Here is a 23232-nt window from a genome sequence, read left to right as displayed (position 1 = left end):
CTTGCCTCAAGATGAGACTTCCATTAAGGGACGTCAGAGACTATGACGTTGATAGGCTGCAGGTGTAAAGGCAGAAATGTCAAAGCTGAGCAGTACTAATTACCCGAACGCTTCAGATAAAGAAAACAATTTCAAATATCAAAAACGAGAACACTCTTATGTGCTCGCACTATTTACTACACACTACTCTTTCATCACACCCATGTTAAAGATTATTGTAAAAAGATATTTATCAAAAGATATTAAAGATCTTAAGGTGACTATAGCGGTGGGGATCACCTCTTCCCATTCCGAACAGAGCAGTTAAGCCCACCAGCGCTGATGGTACTAGGATAACACCCGGGAGAGTAAGTCGTTGCCTATCTTTTATTAAAGCCTCATCCACCGATGAGGCTTTTTTTTGTCTAACATTTTACTGACGGCTGGATCATCCCTTCTCAATCGTCCCGATAGTATAGAGAGGGACCGAACAGAGCAGTTATCCCGATAGCTATCGCCACCAGCGCTGATGGTACTAGGATAACACCCGGGAGAATATCCCGATAGCCATCGGGACGTTGCCTATCTTTTATTCAAAAGCCTTCATGAGAAATCGTGAAGGCTTTTTTGTTTTTCAATTTTTTCTAGTAGGGATAACACCCGGGAGAATATCCCGATAGCCATCGGGACGTTGCCTATCTTTTATCGCATCCACCATAGCTTTAGCGAAGGCGGATTCTAAAGCCTCATCCACAATGAGGCTTTTTTTTATAAACACTTTTTGGCTGGTAGTGCCGATACCTCTGCTTCCCCTCTCGGCCCCGCTATATATTAATTTTGATTGTGGTTTAAAGCATTGAATTAAGACATCAAATACCTATTTTTGTCTCCCGTTTAAAAATTCATGAAAAGGAAAGCAACACGTACAATAACAATGGTCCTGGGAATAGTGGTGGCCCTGGGTGTTGTATGTTCGCAGCTTTTCTATTTACCTCAAACAGCATCATCAAAAAAAGAACCTCAAACTGAACAACATCAGTCAGATTCCGATGATCAAGTTCACTTCTCAGTTCCTTCAACGAGTCTACCATCTTCGGCTCACGTTGAATTAAATCCTAATGTATTTTTCTTATTCGAAATTCTTTTTGAAGAAAACATATTTCAAATACCGGAATTTAAGATAGCCGTTCCGTTGGGTCAGTTTTTCCGAACTGTTTTCGGGGTGACCATATCACCCAACGCCCCTTAGATAATTTACAGTGTTCCTTTCGTGACAGATTAGATTCTGTCCACTTCTTTTTTTAACACGATTTTTTAATTTATCAATATGCAAAACAAAGGCTTAATAATTGTTTTAACGGTAGTCATCACAGCCCTGTGCTTATACTACCTTTCATTTACCTATGTCTCTAACGGCGTGGCAAAAGACGCTGTTGAATACGCGACCAATAAGGATGGCGTTGTAGATCTTTCCAAAAAACAAAATTACCTGGATTCTATCTGGAATATTCCAGTTTACAATTTATTTGGAGCAGAGTACACTTACAAAGAAGTCAAGGACAATGAACTGAGTTTAGGACTTGACTTGCAAGGTGGGATGCACGTTTCTCTGGAAATTTCACCCATTGACATTATCAAGGGACTAAGTGCTAACAGTCAGGATTCCGCTTTTTTAAAAGCATTGGCGACGGCACGTACTCAGCAAGTGAGGAATCAAGGAAATTTTAGTGACCTGTTCTTCAAAGCTTATCGTGACGCAAACCCTAATAAAAGACTTACTTCAATTTTTGCAAACTCCGCTACTAAGGGTCGAATCGCCTCAAATGATGAGGACAGCAAAGTTATTGAAGTAGTAAATGAAGAGATTGAAAATGCCATCGATAGATCCTTCACCATTCTTAGAAATCGGTTAGACCAGTTTGGAACCTCGCAACCGAATATCCAACGTTTACCCGGTACTGGTAGAATTCAGATTGAAATTCCCGGAGCTGACAATCCTCAACGGGTACGTAAACTCCTTCAAGGCGTAGCAAAACTTGAATTCTGGGATGTAATTGAGCCGAATACTTTAAATAACTCCCTTTTAGCAATCAATGACATCCTTGTTAAAGAAGCGAAAGCGAAACCGTCCGCAGCTGCAACCACTACTGATGTGGAACCTGAGCAAAAGGATTTGTCGGCACTATTGGGTGATAGTACAAATGCCCCATCGGATACAACGAAAACGCAAGCTGAAGCCTCGAAGGGACTTGATTCTCTCCAGAATTTGAACATATCTCCCCTGTTTTCCTTAAGCACACCACCCGGTACTTTCCGTTACGATGTAAAAGATACTGCCAAGATAAACGGTATTTTTAAACGGCCCGAGATAAGAAGTTTGCTTCCACGAACGGTCGGGATCTTTTGGGCAAATAAACCAGAAAAAGACCAATTGGGTAAAGAAGCGCTAGAGTTGTTCTTTTTAGATATCCGAAGAGATGGAAAAGCTAAGTTAGATGGAACGGTAATAACAGAAGCTCGCAGTGATCTCGATGAGTTAGCACAACCTGCCGTTAGCATGAATATGAATGCCGCGGGAACACGCATCTGGGCAAAATGGACAGCCGAAGCTTCTAGTAAAAACCCGAAGGGAAGAATAGCTATCGTTTTAGATAATACTGTCTATTCTGCACCCTCTGTTAATGGAGAAATACCCAATGGTAACTCCCAGATTTCTGGAAATTTTACGCCCGAAGAAGCAAAAGACTTGGCAAACGTTCTAAAGGCTGGATCACTGCCAGCGCCTACCAAAATTGTGGAAGAAGCTATCATCGGTCCAACACTAGGTGAGGTTGCCAGAAGCCAGGGCATGTTTTCAGTGGTCTGTGGGTTGGCATTGGTTGTAATTTTCATGGTGGGGTACTATGGAAAAGGCGGCGCAGTAGCAAACTTTTCTCTCGTATTTAACTTGTTTTTTGTATTAGGCATTCTTGCTCAACTCGATGCTGCATTAACCTTGCCCGGTATTGCTGGTATTGTGTTAACCATGGGGATGGCGGTGGATGCCAACGTTATTATCTATGAACGTATCCGTGAAGAATTACGCGCAGGTAAGCGCCTTAGGGAAGCCATAGATCTTGGATTTAAACGCTCTTTCTGGACAATTTTTGACTCTAATATCACGACCTTCCTAACCGCTTTGATGCTTTATTTATTTGGTCAAGGCGCCGTTAAGGGATTTGCGATCACATTGATGGTAGGTATCTCTACGACATTTTTCACTGCTGTTTATATTTCACACGTGGTTATCGACTGGATGGTTGCTAAAAAAGGTGACGACAGCAATATTCATTTTAAAACCTTCATTTCTGGTTTTGTGGCGTCCGAAGCTAATTTCGATTTCATAGGGAAGCGAAAACTAGCATATATCTTTTCAGGAACCGTTATTGGTATTGGTATATTGTTAATCGCCATTCAAGGATTCAACTATGGCGTGGACTTCAAGGGAGGCAGGGCCTACGTTGTAACCTTTAACAATCCTGTGGATGCTACCGAATTAAAGACAGATTTGACTGAAAGCTTTGAGAGCGCTGGAACAGAGGTTAAGAATTTTGGTGGCAATAACATTGTGAAAGTGGTTACATCATACATAATTGATGATGATGCCGAAACGGCAGATGATAAAGTTAAGTCGACCTTAATCAAAGGACTTGAGAAATCTACCGGTTTAGCATTTGTTGAGGATGACTCTAAAGTAGATGACAAACACTTCACTATCTCCAGCTCAACCAAAGTGGGAGCGAACGTTGCCGATGATACAAAAGCAGCTTCCTTACAAGCCACTATCCTGTCCCTGTTGGCGATCTTTATGTATATCCTAATTCGTTTCAGGAAGTGGCAATTTAGTGCTGGTGCCGTTGTGGCGTTAGCACATGATGCTTTGTTTGTTATTGCATCGTTTGCTATCGTGCGCGTTTTTGGAATTTCCTTCGAAATCGATCAGGTGTTCATTGCGGCTATCCTTACCGTTATTGGTTACTCAATAAATGATACCGTAATCATCTTCGATCGTATTCGTGAATACCTGGGACTAGCTACTTCGCATGACAGAGCCAAAATTTTCAATGACGCAATCAATAGTACGCTGAACCGGACCATCATAACATCAGGGACAGTATTGCTGGTGGTTATTGCGCTATTGTTCTTCGGCGGAGAAGTATTAAGGGGATTTTCGTTTGCACTATTAGTTGGTGTTGTGGTAGGTACATATTCGTCTATCTTCATGGCAGCACCTATCGTTTTGGATTTTGATAAAGTTCAAACGAAAAAAACACCGGACGTCAAACCTGAACCCAAAAGAGCGATTGCTTAATCATTAGCAGATCATAACTAAAAAAAGGGGCTGAGTGATCAGCCCCTTTTCTCATTGTGGAGATTCACAGAAGTGTTTTTAACGCTCGCACAATAATCATCAGTGCTGTCTCAAAATGATGATTATTGGGGATGATAAAATCAGACTTATGCTTCAACGGCTCAATGAGAGATTCATAAATGGGCATTACATGATGGTGATAACGGTATAAAACATCGTCAAGATCATATCCGCGTTCGGTGTTGTCACGCCTTATTCTACGACTAAGTTTAAGATAATCTTTTGCTTCAATGAAAATTTTCAGGTCCAGCTCTTTTTCTATTTCCGGAAAATACTGAACGAATAAGCCTTCAACAATCAACAGCGGAGCAGGCTTGAATTCCAATACCCCAAGAGTGGCGTGAGGGTTATTGAATGCGTATTCTTTTTTGAAAATAGATTGGCCTTGTTTTAGTTTCTTAATGTCGCAATGCAATTGTTCGCGTTCAATGGATTCGGGTAAATCAAAATTCTTTACCCCTCGTTCGTCAATTTGTTGGGTATCTCGGGGTTTGTAATAATGATCTTGGGAAATCAGACAGACGTCCTCAGGTTTAAAATGAGCAGACAATGCCTGAATAAAATATGTTTTTCCGGAACCACTCCCTCCTGTAATACCAATAGTAAAAGGTGCAGGCATAAGCTGTTAAAGCACCAAAATACAAATAACTTTATTGTGGAGCTGATCGCCTCCTTAAGTATTGTTCTAACTTTTTTACAGCGATGGCACGGTGACTAAGCAAGCTTTTTTCCTGGAGGCTCATTTCTGCATATGTCTTATCATAACCCTCTGGAATAAAAATCGGATCATAACCAAAACCAGATTTACCCCGAAGCTCAGCCGTGATAATGCCTGGTACCTCACCTTCAAAATAAAGTGGCTTTTCTTCAAGTCCGATTAAGGTAATAATGGTGCGGAACCTTGCCTTCCGGTTTAGGTTGTTGCCTAGATTTTTCAATAAAAGCGCAATGTTGTCACCGCTATTTTTATGTTCACCCGCGTATCGCGCAGAAAAAACTCCAGGCTCGCCATGCAATGCTTCTACCTCAAGGCCGGTATCATCGGCGAAGCAGGGAACGTTGTATTTTTGAAAAACATATTCTGCTTTTTGTAAAGAATTGCCCTCAAGGGTGGGCCTTGTTTCGGGCAATTCTTCAAAGCAGTTAATTTCTTCTAAGCTTACGATCTCGAAATTTTTTCCAGCAATATCTTTTGCTTCTTCAAGCTTGTGCTTATTGTTTGTAGCGAAGCATAGCTTCATTTAGACTATTGAATATTAATGAGTTCAACTTCGACAATGATATTGGAGTTTGCGGGAATGGATATACCCGTATTGGGATCTGTTACTCCATCCGGCCCAAAGGCATAGCCAGAAGGAATATAAAAGACCGCCTTTGAACCCACCGATAATTTTTGAAGACCAATTACCAGTCCTTGAATGTAATCAACGGGGCGACTATAGTACGTGTCTGAAGGCTGGCGTTCGAGGGCCACAAGTGTTTTTGTATCATCAGACAACAACTTAATATTGTATTTCATTGTCAGTCGACTGTACCAGGTAGGTGTAGGTCCCGAACCTGGCGTGGTTATGACATAACGCAAACCTGTCGAATCTTTTATAGCATTGATACTTTTGCCAGTGAGGTAATTGTCGATGGCTACCGTGTCACTACCAAGTCTTTGTGCTTCAGTGCTAGATAAAGTTGCTTTGTTAAACTTAACGTCGAATTCTAAAATGGTATTTCCTGGAATTGCGCTACCAGAGCCGATGCTTCCGTAGCCATACAATGAGGGGATTATCAACTTAGCCTCCGATCCCTGCGGCAGCTTAGACAACGCAATTTGCCACCCTACGATATATTTAGAAAGCTCCAGCTTTGTATTCCCCTGATCGAACACAACTTTATCTTCAAATCTTCTCCCGACATAGTCAATATCAACCACGTTATATTTTTGTGCAGGAAGTCCGGTTCCAAGTTTTGTAATAATCATATTTATGCCGCTTTCCGGATCTTTCACAGGCTGTGTTCCTGCTAATGCACCATCAATAATCGCCACTTCCTGATACCACCGCGCTAAATCATCGGGCACGTCTGGGTCATCGTTACAAGAAAAGAGAATAAAACAAACTCCCGCACAAAGTCCTGTTGCTAATCTTCTCGTTATCACGTTCATAATTTTTTATTTACAAGTTCCTGTCGTTTCGTCAAACTCTCCTCCAAAACCCAGGAGTTCAACATCAAATATCAAAATTGCATCTGGGGGGATGGCTCCTGGGTAACCCTGTGGTCCATAAGCCAATCCTGACGGAATGTAAAATGTCGCAGAGTCACCGACCCCTAGTAATTGAATGCCTAACTGCCATCCGGGAATCACTCGGTTTAAAGGAAAGGAAACTTTGTCACCCTGGTCAAAAACCTTACCGTCCTTCAGAAATTTGCCGGCGTATTTCACTTCGACGCAATTTTCTGCGGTTGGTTTAGAGCCACCTTTCGTGGTATGAATAATATATCTCAATCCACTGGTATCTTGTTGCGCTTCAATATTATTATCGGCCAAATATTTCGTTATGATGGCGGCATCCTTTTCCACTTGGCTGTCTTTTTTCTTTTTCATGACCTCTGTCTGAAATGATTGAAATTCCTCCATATTCATGATGTCCTTCACCTGTAGCGAATAGGAAAGATTTAAAGTTGTATCTACTCCCGGAGGCACGGGCGCGCCTACCATCTTATTGAAGAATTTGGAAACCGGCATAGTAACATGCACACTATCGCCTTTTGATAGCATCCTGAACATTTGAACAATTCCATTTTCCTGAGACATTGTTGTGCTGTCCTGGATTTTTACAGCTGAAGGCATTCCTTCGACACGTGTATCATTCCAAACGGAGTCCTTAGAATCCTTCAAAAGGTGATCAAATACCAAGATCTCATCCTTCTTGGGTAAAATGCCGTCTCCGGCCTTTACGACTGTAAATTTGAATCCATTAGGGGTCTCTTTTTCAATTTTTTTATCACTGCAGGCCACACAGAGAAGTAAAGCCATTCCTAGTAGCGCGTTTGAAACTCGAATCATATTATTTTGTTTAGACAGTTTATATTTCTAAAAAGTTGTAATCCTTCTTAATCGTTTTGTAATTGGTCTTTGTAGAGCGGTAAAACGGTTAGGAATTTCTTCAAGGTCTCTTCCAGGGTCAGTGATGTTTGGCCGCCTGCGGCATTTCTATGTCCTCCTCCGCCAAAATGCGACCGGGCCATTTCATTCACGGAAAAATCGCCAAGAGATCGCAACGAAAGTTTAATGCTGTCTTTGCGGTCAGAAATCATAACCGAAAGTTTTATTCCTTTGATAGAAAGACCATAGTTCACCAATCCTTCCGTATCGCCTGTTTGCGATCCAAACCGCTTTAATTCTTCCGCACTAAGCACCATGTAAGCTGTGCGATATTCCGGAAGTACTTGCAATTTTTCGCTTAATACGTAGCCCATTAAACGCAGGCGTTCAATGGTATTGGTATCATAAATAAGTTTGGAAACTTTATAGGGATTGGCACCCCGGGCAACTAACGCAGCTGCAATTTGAAAAACCTGGTGACTGGTGTTTGAATGACGGAAACTTCCGGTATCTGTCATTAGTCCTGCATACAGGCAATTCGCTGTTTCTCCGTCCACCAAAGCTTCGTCTCCAAGATCGACAATTAGCTTGAAAACAAGCTCTGCGGTTGATGCTGCCGTATCATCCCACTGTTCGAAATCAGCAAACTTTTCGGGCTCAAGATGGTGGTCGATCAATACTTTTTTTGCGGGCGACTTTCGAATCATTTCCCCTAAATCATTAATGCGATTAAGAGACGAGAAATCCAGGCAAAAGATTAGATTAGCCTGATTTATTAATGCCTCAGCTTTCTCCGATTTATCCTTCGTAAAAATAAAGACATCGCTATTTCCCGGCATCCACGAAATGAAATCAGGATAGTCGCTAGGGGTAATTACGGTGACCGTATGGCCCTTTTGCTTCAAATACCGAGCTAATCCCAACGAAGATCCAAGCGCATCTGCATCTGGTTTAAAGTGGGTCAGGATGACCGCTTTTCGCGAAATTTGTAAGTATTGTTTGAATTCCTGAATATTTTCCATGCCCTACTAAAAAGCAAGTGGCAAAAATGATGAATTTTCACGTGTAGTCAATGCTTAAACTTTGATAGTTCAAGTCATTACGCTAAATGCTCCTAAAAAATGTTTAAGCATGTAACTCTATGGAGTATTATGTTATTTTTGCGGCCATTCCATAACAAGGACAACCAAGTAAATCTATATGGCAGGAAAAAGAACGTTTACAATGCTGAAACCGGATGCTGTGGCGGCCGCCAATACCGGAGCTATCATCAAACTTATTGAAGAAGCAGGCTTTAAGATTATCGCCTTAAAGAAGACGATGCTAACGCCTGAGCGTGCTGGCGAATTTTATGCCGTGCATAGGGAACGCCCTTTTTACAAAGACCTTTGCAAGTATATGTCTTCTGGATCAATTGTTCCAATGATTTTGGAGAAGGAAAATGCTGTTGAAGATTTTAGAAAACTGATTGGAGCAACAGATCCTGCAAAAGCTGCTCCTGGAACTATCCGCAATCTTTTTGCTAAGTCTATTGAGGCAAACGCCATACACGGTTCTGATAGCGATGAAAACGCTACGATTGAAGGCAACTTCTTTTTCTCAAATCTTGAGCGCTACTAGATCTAATCTTTAGCGCCTTTTGGCACTTTATAAAAAAATGAAAGGAAAAAAAGTCAGTCTGATACCTGGCTTTTTTTGTTCTTGGAAAATGGCACTACTTGATTTCCGGAAGTTCAAAATCATCCAGGGCACTGGGTTCTTTCATGAGTGCCTCTATCTCTTCAGCCTTGCGAGGTGCTGAGGATGACAGTAATTCAAAGCCATCTTTAGTGATCAGACAGTCATCTTCGATTCGCACCGCGATGCCCCACCACCGTTTATCGCAGTTGGCATTTTCAGGAATATATATTCCAGGCTCAACGGTAATGATCATGTTCTCCTGAAGCTTGCCTTGAGGAATGGGATCGTGTACATCTAACCCAATGTGATGGCAGCACCCGTGCGGGTAGTATAGATGCTTTTCGTTTTCAGTTTTAATGATTCCCAATTCGACCAATCCACGATTGATAACATTTCGAGTAATGGTACTAAGTTCTTGTGTTGTGATTCCTGGCTTGCAAGCTTTCATGGCTTCTTCCTGTGCTTTTAAAACCAAATCATAAATCTGCCGTTGCTCGACTGAAAATTTTCCTGAAATGGGTATAGTTCTCGTTACGTCAGCGGTATAACCATGATATTCTGCCCCTAAGTCCATTAAAATTAATTCCGTGTTTGCAACGGTTGGCTTATAGTTTTCAATGTAGTGGAGAATGCATCCATTATGACCAGCACCAACGATGGACGGGTAACCCACATCCTCGGCTTCATATTTTTTAAAGATGTACTCATGTATTCCTTGAATTTCTCTTTCCGACATTCCAGGTTTTATTGCTTTCATAACTTCCCGTTGGGCCATTCCAGATATGCTAACTGCTTTGCGGACAAGTTCCAGCTCTTCTTTGGTTTTTACGCCGCGAAGCATGCCCATTAATACCGGGAGTTCTTTGGTATTTAAGTTGTTTTTTTTTGATTCACGTGCAACATTCAATGTGCTTTCCTTTGAGGGATAATTAACCTTCTGTTTGAATTGCTCAATCAAACTGTATAAGTCAGCGGAGTCTTTCGGATTGTCGCGCACATCATTGTTAAAATCATGAAATAAGATGGCATCAAATTTTGTGAAGTCGATATTGTATTTTTTGAACTCTGTGTTATTGAACGCCTGATTTAATCCTAATTTCGTTTTTACACCTTCATCACCCAATCGTCTACCCGTCCACATTTCGGCGTTGGCATTTCTGGGCTGAACAAAAATTATCTCATCGTACTGAGCGCCGTTTTTTGCCGTCTGCTTGTCTTTAAAAATCAGCAGTACAGCATCCGGTTCTTTATAGCCAGTGAGGTAATAAAAGTTCGGATCTTGATGGTAAACAAAGTCAACATCATTTGAGCGATTGCGTGTAGGGTTGGCAAAAAAAACTGCAACGGAATTTGAAGGCAATTTATCACGGAGAGCCTGTCTGCGTCCTTTGTGAAATTCCTGGTTTAAAAAATCAGAAGGCAAATCTTCCGAAGGCTGTGTATAAGCAAGGAATGGAGTTAAAAACAGCAGCAGTATAATTAATCTTTTCATACAAGTGGTGTGTTTCAAATTGCGCCTTAAAATGTTCGTTAAACTGGTTAATAATTACGGTATTTCTTCTAACATAAAGTCATTTCCCTTACCGTATTTAATAAGATCCTTCAAATGATAACGTTCTAACGTTAGCAGATCTTTTACTTTGAAGTCGCCATTTACCAAAATGTTCTCAATAATAAATTCATGCTTCTCGCCAAAGTTAACCAGCGCATATTTCTTCCCCGTTCGCAATACATCAAATGAAAGCCCAGCCATTTTTTATGTTTAAAAAGATTTAACTTGAATTCTTTGGAAAGGGTTCATGTCGCTTTACAATTCCTCCTCACGTTCTAACATTAATATTGATGACTGCGGAACGATGAAATATTTCTCATCCTCATAGATTACCTCAATAGCGCCTTTTTGCAGAAAGATTGCCAGATCTCCTTCTTGTGCCTGCAGGGGGAGGTATTTTACTTGTTCATCCTTTCCTTTCCACATATCATCTTCATCGACGGGTAAGGGTAGAGGATATCCGGGTCCAACTTTTATTACATAACCGCTTTGTATTTTTTCCTTTTCCTGTACACCTGGGGGAAGATAAAGTCCGGATGATGTCTTGTCGGATTGTTTGGTGGGTTTAATTAAAACGCGATCACCTACTACAATTAGTTTTTTAAGTTTATTTTCTGATGTTATTTTCATTGTCGCGATTCTTATCCATGTTTAATTTAATTTCAGTCTGTTAGAAGGGGAGTTCCGGTTCTCTTTCTTCGTCAGTTGATACGTTAGCAATGCTGTCTTCTATTTCAAAATCAATAGGTTCTCCAAGCAAAGTAACGGCCTCATCGGGAGATAATTCTTGCACTGTCTTCAACCTTCTCTCAATGACGCGTGACTTCACGCCCGCATTGTCTATTACATTTGTTGCCTCGATTAACTTTTTCTTCGTTTTCTCTAAAATCTTTCCAAATTCTCCAAACTGTGTTTTTACAGCGCCAAGTATTTGCCAAACTTCACTTGACCTTTTTTCTATAGCTAATGTTCTAAAGCCCATCTGTAAACTGCTCAAAAATGCTACTAAGTTAGTCGGGCCAACTACAGTTACGCGATAGTCCCGCTGCAGTGTTTCAAAAAGACCGGTCGTTCTCAAGATTTCCGCATAGAGTCCTTCGGTAGGAACAAACATAATTGCAAAATCTGTTGTAACCGGCGGATTGATGTATTTCTCCCTGATATCTTTTGCGTTTTTTCTGACTGAACCAATAAAGATTTTTTTTGCATCTTCAATTTCCTTTTGACTCGACTTATCAGCATTTTCATAAGCTTCGATCAGTCTTTGATAGTCTTCATTGGGAAATTTGGAATCAATGGGTAGAAGAACCGGCGATGCATCATTATTTTTCCCTGGCAATTTTATAGTATACTCCACCCTTTCCATAGTGCCAGGTTTTACAACTGAATTTTTGTTGTATTGTTCAGGCGAAAAGATTTCTTCAAGAATACTACCCAATTGAATTTCACCTAGCCCTCCCCGCGTTTTTACATTGGTTAATACTTTCTTCAGATCACCAACACCGGTTGCAAGTTTCTGCATTTCGCCTAATCCTTGATGAACTTGATCCAGTCGGTTGCTGATTAATTTAAACGATTCATTAAAGCGGGCTTCAATGCTAGACTGTAGCTTCTCATCTACGGTAGCTCTCATTTCGTCCAGTTTCTTGGAATTCTGATCTTGAATTTTTTGCAATTGAGAATCAACTGTCTCTTTGATTTTATCGAGTCTTACTTCTACTTCTGATTTTAGTTGATGCTGCTTGTTAATTAAATCATCAAACTTTTGTTTTTGAAGTTCATTAAATTCCCTTACGCCCAGGCTGAATCTTTCTTCAAATGATTTAAGAGATTTTGATAGATCTTCTTTTGTGTCTCTGAATGATGTCTGTAATCCCGTTCCCAGGTTTCGAAACGAATTGCTAAGTTCTTCTCTGCTATCCCGCGAATTCTTTTGAATCTCCTCTCGATTTCTTGAGAATTCATTTCTTAACAATGGGTCTAGTTTAGATAAATCTGAGGCAACCTTTGCCACTTCAGTTCTGAGATCAACGTACTCAGTTTTATCCTTTGCTTTTATAATTATCCAAAGAATTAAAAGCAGCATTAAAATTACGATGATCAAAAAAATGTGAATAATCGTCATCTATTAATGTTTATATAATATTTCTTCAAATCTATTCATTATTACCCAATCTTTTTGGTTAGTGCCATTGGCCGAAATGATAATGTAGACACTAATTTTTTAAAACACGGCGCTTAATTAACTTTGTAAATGCATAAATCTATGTACGGAACAATAACCTCCAGCCAAGAAGCGATCAACTTGGAAGATCGGTATGGTGCTCATAATTATCATCCGATGCCAGTGGTTATCAGCAAAGGCGAAGGGGTTTTTGTTTGGGATGTAGAAGGTAAACGTTATTACGATTTTCTTTCTGCTTATAGTGCGGTTAACCAAGGGCATTGTCATCCACGGATTGTCCAGGCGCTTATTGAACAAGCAAAGGAATTGACACTGACTTCCCGGGCATTTTATAATGACAAGCTTGGGATTTCCGAGAAGTATGTCTGCGATCTTTTCGGTTACGACAAGGCGCTTTTCATGAACAGTGGAGCAGAAGCTAATGAAACGGCAATTAAACTTGCGAGAAAATGGGGATATACTAAAAAAGGTATTCCGGATAATAAAGCAATTATTGTAGCGGCACGGCAGAATTTTCATGGACGTACCACAACGATAATCTCAGCCTCCACGGAGGGTTCTGCGCGTAGCGGATTTGGTCCCTTTATGCCCGGCTTTGAAATCATCGATTATGATAGTGTCCAGGGAATAGAAGAAGCATTAGCAAACCCACAAGTATGCGCATTATGGATTGAGCCCATCCAAGGAGAAGCCGGAGTGTATGTTCCTGGTGATGGCTATCTAAAAGCGGCAGCAGAAATATGCCGCAAAAACAATGTATTGCTGATGATGGACGAAATTCAGACTGGGATCGCGCGTACCGGCAAACGATTGGCATCTGACTATGAACAGGTACGACCGGATGTGTTGATTTTGGGAAAAGCTTTGTCTGGAGGCGTGCTTCCAATTTCACTTGTACTTGCTGACGACGATATCATGCTTGTGATAAAACCAGGCGAACATGGCTCAACCTTTGGAGGCAATCCTTTGGCTGCCGTGGTTTGTATGGAGGCCCTTCAAGTTGTTCAAGATGAAAACCTGGCCGAAAACGCCTACCGCCTTGGAATTATCTTTCGTGACCGGATGAAAGCACTGGAGAAAAAAACAGATCTCATTACCATGGTGCGGGGTAAGGGACTTTTAAACGCTATTGTTATCAACGATACACCGGAAAGCGAAACAGCATGGAATATTTGCATGGAGTTCTTAAAGCACGGATTGCTTGCAAAACCTACCCATGGAAATATTATTCGCTTGGCCCCTCCGTTGATTATTACAGAGGATCAAATTCATGAATGTTGTGACATTATTGAGAATTGCATTTTAGAATTCTCAAAATAATTTCCCCGCGATCAATCAACCTTTTTTGTACCCCGGTGCAAGGGAGCAATTTTTTCTTGGGATTAGAAACTGGTATTACGACTTGATCAGTATTCCATATTGATTTAACTCCTCCTGCAATTGTTCAGGAGATTTAAAGTGAATGGTGGTAAGTCCGATTCTTTTTCCTGCTTCAATATTTTTTAAGTTATCGTCAATGAACAATGCATTGGCCGGGTTGATTTTGTAGCGGTCAAAAAGGATCTGGTAAAATTCTGGATGTGGCTTTCTCTTTTTTTCGATGCCTGATACAACAATGCCTTCAAACCAATGGAGAAAATCAAAAGTATTGAGCGCCCAGGGAAATGTTTCCGCCGACCAGTTTGTCAACGCATAAAGTTTATACTGTTTCGATTCCCTAATCGATTTTAAAATGTCTACTGTGTCATGAATAGGCCCCTGAATCGTTTCGTGCCAGCGATCATACCAGGCGCGCACAGGTACCTCCCATTCAGGATGTTTTGCTACTAAATATTCCGTAGCTTCCGTAAACGACCTTCCAGCATCTTGTTCATCATTCCACTCACTGGTGCAAATATTTTCGAGGAACCATGTTATCTCGTCCTCAGTTTTAAAAATTTTACGGTAGAGGTAACGTGGGTTCCAATCAATTAACACGGCCCCTAAGTCAAAAATTATCGTATCAAGCGTTTTATTCATAGTTGTTGAGTACATCTATCACCGAAACAAGACGCGAGTTAAAAAATTCCCTTCGAAAAAAAATTAACATCCCTATAAAGAAATTACATCATTGATTTTTCAATTTTCTCGGCGACTAAAGCCGGCTGAATCCAGGTAAGACATGCGAAATCACCGCGATAGCATTTTTCTCGGCCATACACCGAGCATGGACGGCACGGCAGTTCTTGCCGGCTGATTTGAAGAATACTATCAGGCCCTTTTCCATAGGGACCGAAACCGACATCGGTATGGGTGCCTCCCCAAAGGGAAATTATCGGAATGCCCATGAGCGATGCAAGGTGCATGTTAGAAGAGTCTACGCATAACATCAAATCCAGTTTTTCGATCAGCGCAAGTTCTTGTTTAAGCTTGAGTTGCCCCGCCACGATCAGGCAGTGCGCGGGAAACTTTTCCTTAAGGCTTTCAAAAAATTTTATTTCTTTTTCGCCACCTCCAAATAAGAAAAATTTAACAGGCAACCTCTCTACTAACTGCGCTATGACAACAGTATAATTCTCCAGCGGCCAAATTTTAGATTGATGCATGGCAAAAGGTGCGATGCCTATCCATTTCTCTTTTTTTTTCGAAATGTTTTTAATGAGCCATTCATTTGTCTCGTCTTGTATGCTTTGTTTTATCTGAAAGTAAGGGGGGGGTTGGATTTGAAATGGAAAGCCAGCCTTCTCAAAAGCCAGCCGATATCGTTCAACGGTATGTAGTAATGGCCTTACAATTTTGTTTTCCTTACGAGCGACTTCCTTTTTTTCTTTTCTTCCTTTATCGAAAACAACAACACGTGTGAAAAATATTTTAAAAAGATTTCTCAAAATCATCGTACGAACATGATCGTGCATGTCGATTACTACATCATAACTCGATTTTTTCAAAAGCTTTTTGAACAAGTCTCGCATTCCGAATATGCCGTTGTAGGTATGGTCTACGTCGGCAGGAAACGGCACGACCCTTTCGATATCTGTAAAAAAAGAAGCGAACTTTGGACGCGTCACTACAGTAACTTCTGCGTCAGGATAAGCAGCAACAAATGAACGGATCACCGGAACGAGCAGTACGACATCACCCATCGCGGAGAAACGAAGTACTAAAATTTTTGTAAGAGCCACGTTTGAAGATAAAGGTCTAATTTGAAAGCTGCAACACGCTTTTCACTTCTTGTCATTGATCAACCTTCTATGATGTGGATTTGGTGCCGTACAACATGGGATTCAAAGAAGCATCGTTATACATTTTCATTTGCCTGTAAACTTTAAATCTTCTTCTTCCATGTTTGATGTCTTCGATCAGCTCATCGTAAGCAAGTTGCATATCTGCTTTCTGTTCCATCAAGATAGCAAGCTTTGCGTTTGTCGTTTTAGTATGTTCCTGGCTTACGTCGGTACGCTCAGTTTGCTGTTTCATGTGATAGATTTTGAGCATTAAAATGCTCATCCGATCCAATAGCCATGCAGGGGTTTCAGAATTTATGCGTGTGCCAGGTTGCGCCTTTACGTTCTTAAACTGTTCCAGGAAAAAATCATCGAGTTTCTCCACCATGTCTGTTCGGTCTTGGTTAGATTTATCAATTCTTCTTTTAATTTTCAAGGCTTCAACGGGGTCGATAGTGGGCACACGGATAATGTCTTCAAGATGCCACTGTACGGTATCTATCCAATTTTTGCCGTAAAGCAAGCCATTAAAACTACCAGTTGGATAAGGATTATGTAACAATGTATCAACATGGTCATGTACATGATAATCATCAATGCTTTGCTGGAAAATTGTATAGCAGTCGTTTGCTTCTAGCATGTGTTATTATTTTGAGTGCAATTTAGCTTTTTGATGGGAAAAGTCGTGAGTTGTATACTAATCTACAACCCTCTTGAAACTGTAAAGTGCAATATGAGGTCAAATGCTTAACTCATGCTTTTCTGACTCTCAATTTTTGCATTTAACTTTAGGCGTTACGTCATTCCATGTCATCACATCATTTTGTAAAAGAAGGTCAAGAACCAGCACTTTTTATTCTGGAATCTGTCTCTATTCATGCTGTAGAGCCGTTATTAGAGTGGGTGCCATTAATCATGGTTGCCGATCATATGCTGGAAACAATAATCCCATGGGGAATAAAAATTGATGTTGTAATACAGCATGAATATTCATTTGAAACATTAAAAGAAGTTGTTAAAGATCAAGAACCTATTCAAATCCTTTCTGCTCACAATGATATTTTGCTGGCGGGCCTACAGTTTCTTATTCAGAATAAAAACTCCTCGGTAAATATTATCTGTACGCCCACCGAGGAAATCCTTAGTAAGATTGAAAACGTAGGGCACTCGCTGCAGGTGGATGTCTACGATGAGAAGGAAAAGTGGTCCCTGGTAGTGACGGGGAATTTCGAAAAATGGTTACCCGCAGGCGCTGTGATAGCAATAAAACAAAGTCAAGATTCTTTTTTTCACACAGAAGGTCTTACTCACACAGAAGGAAAGCATTGGAAAGCAGCCAGCGCCGGCCTGATAAAAATAAAGGCGGGCTCGCCATTCTGGGTTGCTGAAGAAGTCTAGATGCGGTCTAACCCGATTTATGATCGCGAAAAAATCTTTTTTACCGAATAGGGGTAAATCTTTTGTCAATTGTCATAACCTCAACGCCGCAAAGCCGTAAATTTCGCTGTTCATGGAAGCTAAAACAGTGGATTTGCCGGCACATCAGCTTTTGACTACGCTGCAAGCGGGTGATATAACTGCTTTTGAAATGATTTTTAAAACCTATTACCAAACCTTGTGCAATTATGCTTACAGTTTTGTGCAAGACCGGGACGAAGCGGAGGAGATTGTGCAATCAACCTTTCTTTCTGTTTGGGAAAAAAAAGAAAACCTAGCCATCCACACGGGGGTAAAGCCTTATCTCTACGCCATGGTGCGTAATGCATCCCTTAATGTTCTGAAACACGAGAAAATTAAACAGCAACATGTCACAGCCCAATTATCAGTTGCGGAACGCAGTACTGAATCCGTAACACGCACAGTTATGGCGTCTGAATTGGAGGAACGCATCTACCAGGCGATGAACAAACTTCCGGAACAATGCAGAATGGTATTTAAGTTGAGCCGGTTTGAAGAATTGAAATATGCAGAGATCGCGGATCAACTTAATATCTCAATAAAAACAGTAGAGAACCAAATGGGAAAGGCTTTAAAAATAATGCGCGAGCAATTGAAGGATTATTTGCCATTGTTATTTGTTCTGATGAACGGATTTTTAAACTAAAAATTGGTTGAACTACAACGTAGAACATATTGATGAACTTATAGGAAAGTACCTGGCAGGTGAAGCTGAGGAGGGGGAAATTCATTTTATCGAAGCTTGGTCCAAGGAAAGCGACGCGAATGAAAAGTACTTTAATCATTGTAAACTGATTTTCGAGAAAACAGTTGGATCTAAAGCGCTGCAGGAATTTGACGTTGACGCCGCGTGGATTAAAATGAAAGCGAAACTCCACCCGGAGTCTAGAACAGTTGCCTTGCCAACTCAAAAGCATTCACAGCTTTTCTGGCGGATAGCCGCGAGCATTGTTGTGGTATTTGGCATTGGATTTTTTGCTTATCGATGGATGAACCCGGCTGGCATCAAATCGTGGGGAGTAGTTTCACAAAAAGAAACGAAAGCCGATACGTTGCCCGATGGAAGTGGAGTTTTTCTAAACAAAAAAACGGAGCTCTCTTATTCTTACGATAAAAACAAAAAGAGCCATAAAGTGAGGCTGAAGGGTGAGGCTTACTTTAACATTCAGCATGAGGACGATAAGACATTTATTATTGATGTAGATGGCGTATTTGTTCGTGATATCGGAACTTCATTTAATGTAAAAGCATATCCGGAAGATAATACCGTAGAGGTTGTTGTTGTGGAAGGAAAGGTAATGTTCTATACGGATAAAGATTCTGGTATTTACTTGTCTGCCAATGGCAAAGGAATCTATAATAAAACGACCAAGAAATTTACCATAGAGCAACCCGAGGAAAATATATTGGCATACAAAACCAAGTTTTTCAGTTTTAGCGATACCGATTTGCGGACTGCAGTGCAAGCCCTAAACAATGTGTACGATAAGAAAATTGTGATCAGTGAGAACTTGAATAACTGTCATCTTACCGTGTCTTTCAATAATGAAGATATTGATGAGATTGCATCCGTCATGGCCGAAACGCTTGGGCTTACCGTGACCCACACCGACAGCAGTATCAGGTTAGAAGGTGCAGGCTGTGAAAACTAAAAACATCTGCCCAAAAGCAATATTTGTTTTAGCAATCGTATGCCTGCTGCTAACTGGATTTCGGGGAAACTCATACATTCCAGATGAGCCAATTCCTTTGTTAGAGAGAATCGTCACCATAAATTTCGAGAACGAAAGACTTGATGCTGTGCTTAAAAAATTATCTCGGGAGGCAGGTTTTACATTTTCATACAACTCAAACATTATCGATGGCGATAAAATTATCAATCAGAGTTTTCGAGGTAAAACAGTGAGGGAAGTTTTAGATCAGATTTTCAGCGGCGCAATTCAATACAAAGCGCGAGGTAAATATATTATTCTTACTAAAGCTTCGGCAAGCCATAACGTGGATCAACGTGTATTGACGGGTTATGTTACTGATGAATCGACCGGCAAAAGATTAAAGAATGTTAGCGTCTACGATCCGATAACGCTTACATCAACAGTTACCGATTCCTATGGATATTTTCAGATTAAAGTTGATCAGCCGTCGGGGGAAGAAGTTAAGTTAGCGGTTAGTAAATTGAATTACACAGATACAGTCATTTTTGTTACCAAAGACAAGCAACAACTTCTTCGGATACAAATGCGGGAGCAGGGGGAAAAGGTAAATGTTCTGGCCGATAGTGTGCGACAAAAAATAAAGCGGTTTTGGAAATCGAAGATTTTAACGCCCCAGGCTGTAAACATCGAAAACATTCAAGACACTTTATACCGAAAATTTCAATTTTCGGTTTTTCCTTTTGTTGGCACTAACCATAAACTGAGTGGCAACGTGATCAATGACTATTCTTACAATTGGTATGGCGGCTATTCATTAGGAGTGAAGAAACTCGAGATCGGTGGATTGTTTAACATTGTCCGTGGCGATGTGAATGGTGCACAATTCGCGGGCATTTTTAACTCTGTGGGCGGCAAGATGACGTTTCTGCAAATGGCCGGTATATTGAATATGAACCGCGATTCTGTCACGGGCTATCAATTTGCCGGTCTGATTAATTTGAATGGGAATTCTTCAATTAAACCTTCCGCTGCCGGGCTGTTCAACTTTACCTATCGAGATTCTCGTGGTGTTCATTTTGCAGGCCTAGGTAATGGAACAATTGGTCAACAAAATGGTCCGCATCTAGCAGGTCTCTTTAATTTTTCGACGAAAGACTCGCACCCTTTGCAAGCCGCAGGCGTAATGAATTTTACGGTCGGCAATTTTACTGGTGCTCAACTTTCCGGACTGATTAATTTTGCTGCGAAAGAAGTTAAGGGAGCACAAATTTCGGGTCTTATGAATATTGCTGCAAAAAAAATAAAGGGAGCACAAGTGGCAGGCCTGGTCAACTATGCCACTAACGTTCATGGGAGCCAGGTGGGATTGCTAAACATAACGGACAGCATACGTGGCATTCCTGTTGGCTTCCTAAGTGTAGTTTTAAAAGGCTACCATAAACTTGAAGTTTCCGCAGACGAAATTTTTTATACCAACCTTGCCATTAGAACAGGCGTAAGACAGTTCTACAATATTCTTACAGTGGGCGCTAAGCCAAATACATTTGAAGACGAAGAGACACATTGGACATTTGGATATGGAATTGGTACAGCTCCGAGGCTTTCCCGCACCTTGAGCCTGAATGTAGACGTAACGGCTAACCAGGTTGTATATGGTAATACCATTGACGCAATTAATCTGATCAACAAAGTTTACCTGGGAGCAGACGTGCAAGTACTGAAGCATTTAAGCATTACGTTCGGTGTAACCTTAAATGGATATGTGACGGATACAACTTATGATAAGTATAAACCACTTTTCACAGATTACTCACCGCACATTATTGTCGATAAAACTTACAGCAATGATCTCAACATGAAGATGTGGTGGGGTGGTAAAGTAGGGTTGCGTTTTTTTTAGCAAGCCTTGAAGTTCTACTTATCGATTTATTTGCAGGACCGGGCGCTTCCCTAATTCTTTAAGGAGTTTACCATGGCCGACGATGGCATCGATAAATCTTCTCTCGGATTTATAAGGTAGTCCAAATTCCTCTGTGGTTGCCCTCACGATGGTCGATATTTTTTTGTAGTGCACGTGGCACACGTTGGGGAACAGATGATGTTCAACCTGAAAATTTAATCCGCCTACATACCAGGAAAATAATGTGCTGTTGTTAGCAAAATTAGTAGTGGTGTGCAACTGATGGATGGCCCAACTATTATCCATCTTACCGTTGTCATCAGGCATCGGAAACTCAGTACCATCAATAACATGCGCCGGCTGAAAGATAATGGCAAGAATGAATCCAGCCACGTAATGCATCGCCACAAAACCGATTAGCCATTGCCACCAGGTGATGTCTAGCACCATCATCGGTATTACCAAAATATAGCCGACGTAAATTAGTTTTGTTGCAATCAAGATCGCCCACTCTTTTTTAATATCAGCTTTTTGTTTTGTCACCAAACCATCTTTGTGGTAACGGCTTAATCGCACAAAATCTTTAATAAGCACCCATACAAGGGTCATTAAACCATATACGAACCAGGCATAGATGTGTTGAAATCTATGAATCGATTTCCATTCACTATGAGGCGTCATGCGCAGGATTCCGCGAGGGCTGATGTCCTCATCCACGTCATGTATGTTGGTATACGTGTGGTGTAAAACATTGTGTTGAACTTTCCAGTTGAATGCGCCTGCACCCATCACGTTGAGCGAATAACCCACCAGGTTATTGATCCAGCTTTTGTTTGAATAGGAGCCATGGTTTGCATCATGCATTACCGCCAGGCCAATGCCTGCAATTCCTGTTCCCATCAGAATACAAAGCGCGAGCATGCCCCATCCGTTAGCGACCGTTTGGCTAACGATTAGGTAGTAAGGAACGGCATACAAAGCAAACATGAACACAGTTTTAAACTTCATCTGTGCATTTGCATATCGGCTGATATTGTTTGACTTAAAATAGTCGTTAACGCGATGGTTAAGCGTAGTGAAAAAGTCGGCTCGTGCTGACGAGAATTTAATAGCGCTGGAATGCTTCATAGGTGAGGTTATGGTAAAAGGCTCCAAACTATGGCAGGAGATAATTAACTGATGAATAGAATTTTAAATGTATAGAGAATAACATTAAAAACGAGTGTTAGTCTTAACAAAAAAATATTCCCAGTGTTGTTCGCTGTGCCAGGTAGTTACAAAGTAACGCTGAATGCTCTAAAAGATTGTGGCTAATTCACAAGGAAACTTACTTGCATTTATTTTAGACCATGTTCGCTTAAGGCAATTCGGCGATAATGGTTCGTCCGCCTTTCGTTACATCGCCAATGGAAACAGCTACCTTGGCATCTAGGGGAAGGAAGATATCTACGCGGGAGCCGAACTTAATAAAACCAAACTCCTGTCCTTGGTGAAACGGCTGCCCCACCTTCACATAACATTTTATTCTTCTTGCCAGCGCACCCGCGATTTGACGAAATAAAATTTCAACACCATTCTCCATTTTCACCACCACAGTAGTGCGTTCATTTTCTGTGCTGGATTTTGGATGCCAGGCGACTAAGTATTTACCAGGATGATATTTAAAAAAGCTCACTACTCCGCCCACAGGCATACGGTTGACATGAACATTTATGGGCGACATGAATATGGATATTTGTTTTCGTTTACTTTTTAAATATTCTCCCTCCACTGTCTCCTCAATGACGACAACTTTTCCATCTGCAGGCGCAAGAACATGTTTGTCATTAGACGTTATTGAGAAAACCGGATTTCTAAAAAATTGAAGAATCAAAAGATAAAAAATGATGCTCGCCAGCATTACGCTATTTTGAACCAATCCACTTTCAGGAAAGTAGTAGAGCATTGCCCAATTCAATGCGAAAAGAACGATCAATAATATGAATAATAATAAACGTCCCTCTTTGTGTACAGTCATGTATAAAGATTGCTATGTTCTAAAAAAATGATGCCTTGTTGAAAACAACATTGCAACACTACAAAAGTTAAATGAAATAGTGAATATCAATGTGG

The 23232-nt window shown here is 40.8% G+C and carries 22 protein-coding genes and 2 rRNA genes; 10 read left to right on the top strand and 14 right to left on the bottom strand.

What is annotated here, in order from left to right; all coding sequences use genetic code 11:
• The 4 genes from P2W71_RS21190 to secDF all read left to right on the top strand — a co-directional run.
• Positions 1 to 120, top strand: a 23S ribosomal RNA gene (locus P2W71_RS21190); the annotation flags it as partial.
• Between the two features lie 132 nt (positions 121 to 252).
• Positions 253 to 364: ribosomal RNA gene (rrf, locus tag P2W71_RS21185) — 5S ribosomal RNA — on the top strand.
• Positions 365 to 883: 519 nt separating this feature from the next.
• Positions 884 to 1228, top strand: a complete 345-nt coding sequence (locus P2W71_RS21180) for a hypothetical protein (protein ID WP_276373333.1) — start codon at positions 884 to 886, stop codon at positions 1226 to 1228.
• A 78-nt stretch (positions 1229 to 1306) separates the two neighbouring features.
• Entirely contained in the window at positions 1307 to 4330 is a 3024-nt protein-coding gene (gene secDF, locus P2W71_RS21175; RefSeq protein ID WP_276373332.1) for a protein translocase subunit SecDF, read from the top strand.
• 64 nt (positions 4331 to 4394) lie between these two features.
• Here secDF and P2W71_RS21170 read toward each other — a convergent pair whose 3' ends face one another.
• From P2W71_RS21170 to P2W71_RS21150, 5 genes are read right to left on the bottom strand one after another with little or no spacing between them, the layout of a single operon-like run.
• Positions 4395 to 5009, bottom strand: a complete 615-nt coding sequence (locus tag P2W71_RS21170; RefSeq protein ID WP_276373331.1) for a uridine kinase — start codon at positions 5007 to 5009, stop codon at positions 4395 to 4397.
• 31 nt (positions 5010 to 5040) lie between these two features.
• On the bottom strand, positions 5041 to 5631 hold the full coding sequence (gene rdgB / locus P2W71_RS21165; RefSeq protein ID WP_276373330.1) for an RdgB/HAM1 family non-canonical purine NTP pyrophosphatase: 591 nt from the start codon (positions 5629 to 5631) through the stop codon (positions 5041 to 5043).
• 5 nt (positions 5632 to 5636) lie between these two features.
• Positions 5637 to 6545 (bottom strand): FKBP-type peptidyl-prolyl cis-trans isomerase, encoded by a 909-nt coding sequence (locus tag P2W71_RS21160; protein ID WP_276373329.1) that lies wholly within the window; start codon positions 6543 to 6545, stop codon positions 5637 to 5639.
• A gap of 6 nt (positions 6546 to 6551) precedes the next feature.
• The gene (locus P2W71_RS21155; protein ID WP_276373328.1) at positions 6552 to 7448 is read right to left on the bottom strand and encodes an FKBP-type peptidyl-prolyl cis-trans isomerase; all 897 of its coding nucleotides are present in this window, start codon (positions 7446 to 7448) and stop codon (positions 6552 to 6554) included.
• A gap of 47 nt (positions 7449 to 7495) precedes the next feature.
• Positions 7496 to 8509, bottom strand: coding sequence for a bifunctional oligoribonuclease/PAP phosphatase NrnA (locus P2W71_RS21150; RefSeq protein ID WP_276373327.1), 1014 nt, complete (start codon positions 8507 to 8509; stop codon positions 7496 to 7498).
• Positions 8510 to 8687: 178 nt separating this feature from the next.
• Here P2W71_RS21150 and ndk point away from each other — a divergent pair, with 178 nt between their 5' ends.
• Entirely contained in the window at positions 8688 to 9107 is a 420-nt protein-coding gene (ndk, locus tag P2W71_RS21145) for a nucleoside-diphosphate kinase (RefSeq protein ID WP_276373326.1), read from the top strand.
• A gap of 94 nt (positions 9108 to 9201) precedes the next feature.
• Here the strand turns inward: ndk and P2W71_RS21140 are convergent, their stop codons facing one another.
• Genes P2W71_RS21140 through rmuC form a run of 4 tightly spaced genes read right to left on the bottom strand, consistent with a single transcriptional unit; the run spans position 9202 to position 12844 of the window.
• Positions 9202 to 10659: an aminopeptidase P N-terminal domain-containing protein gene (locus P2W71_RS21140; protein WP_276373325.1), complete on the bottom strand. Its 1458-nt coding sequence runs from the start codon at positions 10657 to 10659 to the stop codon at positions 9202 to 9204.
• A gap of 54 nt (positions 10660 to 10713) precedes the next feature.
• Positions 10714 to 10920 carry a hypothetical protein gene (locus P2W71_RS21135; protein ID WP_276373324.1) on the bottom strand — a complete coding sequence of 69 codons (207 nt, stop codon included), beginning with the start codon at positions 10918 to 10920 and terminating at the stop codon, positions 10714 to 10716.
• Positions 10921 to 10974: 54 nt separating this feature from the next.
• On the bottom strand, positions 10975 to 11349 hold the full coding sequence (locus P2W71_RS21130; RefSeq protein WP_276373323.1) for a co-chaperone GroES family protein: 375 nt from the start codon (positions 11347 to 11349) through the stop codon (positions 10975 to 10977).
• A 40-nt stretch (positions 11350 to 11389) separates the two neighbouring features.
• On the bottom strand, positions 11390 to 12844 hold the full coding sequence (gene rmuC, locus P2W71_RS21125) for a DNA recombination protein RmuC (RefSeq protein ID WP_276373322.1): 1455 nt from the start codon (positions 12842 to 12844) through the stop codon (positions 11390 to 11392).
• Between the two features lie 141 nt (positions 12845 to 12985).
• Between rmuC and rocD the strand changes: the two genes are divergently transcribed.
• A complete protein-coding gene (gene rocD / locus P2W71_RS21120; RefSeq protein WP_276373321.1) occupies positions 12986 to 14224 on the top strand; it encodes an ornithine--oxo-acid transaminase in 1239 nt (412 codons plus the stop codon).
• Between the two features lie 75 nt (positions 14225 to 14299).
• Here rocD and P2W71_RS21115 read toward each other — a convergent pair whose 3' ends face one another.
• From P2W71_RS21115 to P2W71_RS21105, 3 genes are all read right to left on the bottom strand, one after another.
• A complete protein-coding gene (locus tag P2W71_RS21115; protein WP_276373320.1) occupies positions 14300 to 14923 on the bottom strand; it encodes an HAD family phosphatase in 624 nt (207 codons plus the stop codon).
• 83 nt (positions 14924 to 15006) lie between these two features.
• Positions 15007 to 16065 (bottom strand): glycosyltransferase family 9 protein, encoded by a 1059-nt coding sequence (locus P2W71_RS21110; protein ID WP_276373319.1) that lies wholly within the window; start codon positions 16063 to 16065, stop codon positions 15007 to 15009.
• 67 nt (positions 16066 to 16132) lie between these two features.
• Entirely contained in the window at positions 16133 to 16747 is a 615-nt protein-coding gene (locus tag P2W71_RS21105) for a DUF4254 domain-containing protein (RefSeq protein WP_276373318.1), read from the bottom strand.
• Between the two features lie 167 nt (positions 16748 to 16914).
• On the opposite strand from P2W71_RS21105, the gene P2W71_RS21100 reads away from it, so the two are divergent.
• The 4 genes from P2W71_RS21100 (at position 16915) to P2W71_RS21085 (ending at position 21120) form a co-directional block, all read left to right on the top strand.
• Positions 16915 to 17505, top strand: coding sequence for a hypothetical protein (locus P2W71_RS21100; protein ID WP_276373317.1), 591 nt, complete (start codon positions 16915 to 16917; stop codon positions 17503 to 17505).
• Between the two features lie 112 nt (positions 17506 to 17617).
• A complete protein-coding gene (locus P2W71_RS21095; RefSeq protein WP_276373316.1) occupies positions 17618 to 18211 on the top strand; it encodes an RNA polymerase sigma-70 factor in 594 nt (197 codons plus the stop codon).
• Between the two features lie 7 nt (positions 18212 to 18218).
• Positions 18219 to 19217, top strand: coding sequence for a FecR family protein (locus P2W71_RS21090; protein WP_276373315.1), 999 nt, complete (start codon positions 18219 to 18221; stop codon positions 19215 to 19217).
• A complete protein-coding gene (locus tag P2W71_RS21085; RefSeq protein WP_276373314.1) occupies positions 19207 to 21120 on the top strand; it encodes a carboxypeptidase-like regulatory domain-containing protein in 1914 nt (637 codons plus the stop codon). Before P2W71_RS21090 ends, P2W71_RS21085 begins: the two co-directional genes overlap by 11 nt.
• 18 nt (positions 21121 to 21138) lie before the next feature.
• On the opposite strand, the gene P2W71_RS21080 is transcribed toward P2W71_RS21085, so the two are convergent.
• A complete protein-coding gene (locus P2W71_RS21080; protein WP_276373313.1) occupies positions 21139 to 22248 on the bottom strand; it encodes an acyl-CoA desaturase in 1110 nt (369 codons plus the stop codon).
• 229 nt (positions 22249 to 22477) lie between these two features.
• Positions 22478 to 23137, bottom strand: a complete 660-nt coding sequence (locus tag P2W71_RS21075; protein WP_276373312.1) for a phosphatidylserine decarboxylase family protein — start codon at positions 23135 to 23137, stop codon at positions 22478 to 22480.
• Positions 23138 to 23232 lie beyond the last annotated feature (95 nt).

The organism is Chryseolinea sp. H1M3-3, from assembly GCF_029360725.1.
Classification (GTDB): domain Bacteria; phylum Bacteroidota; class Bacteroidia; order Cytophagales; family Cyclobacteriaceae; genus Chryseolinea.
The sequence above is the reverse complement of the archived record's forward strand: the minus strand, read 5'-3'. Positions and strand labels throughout refer to the sequence as shown.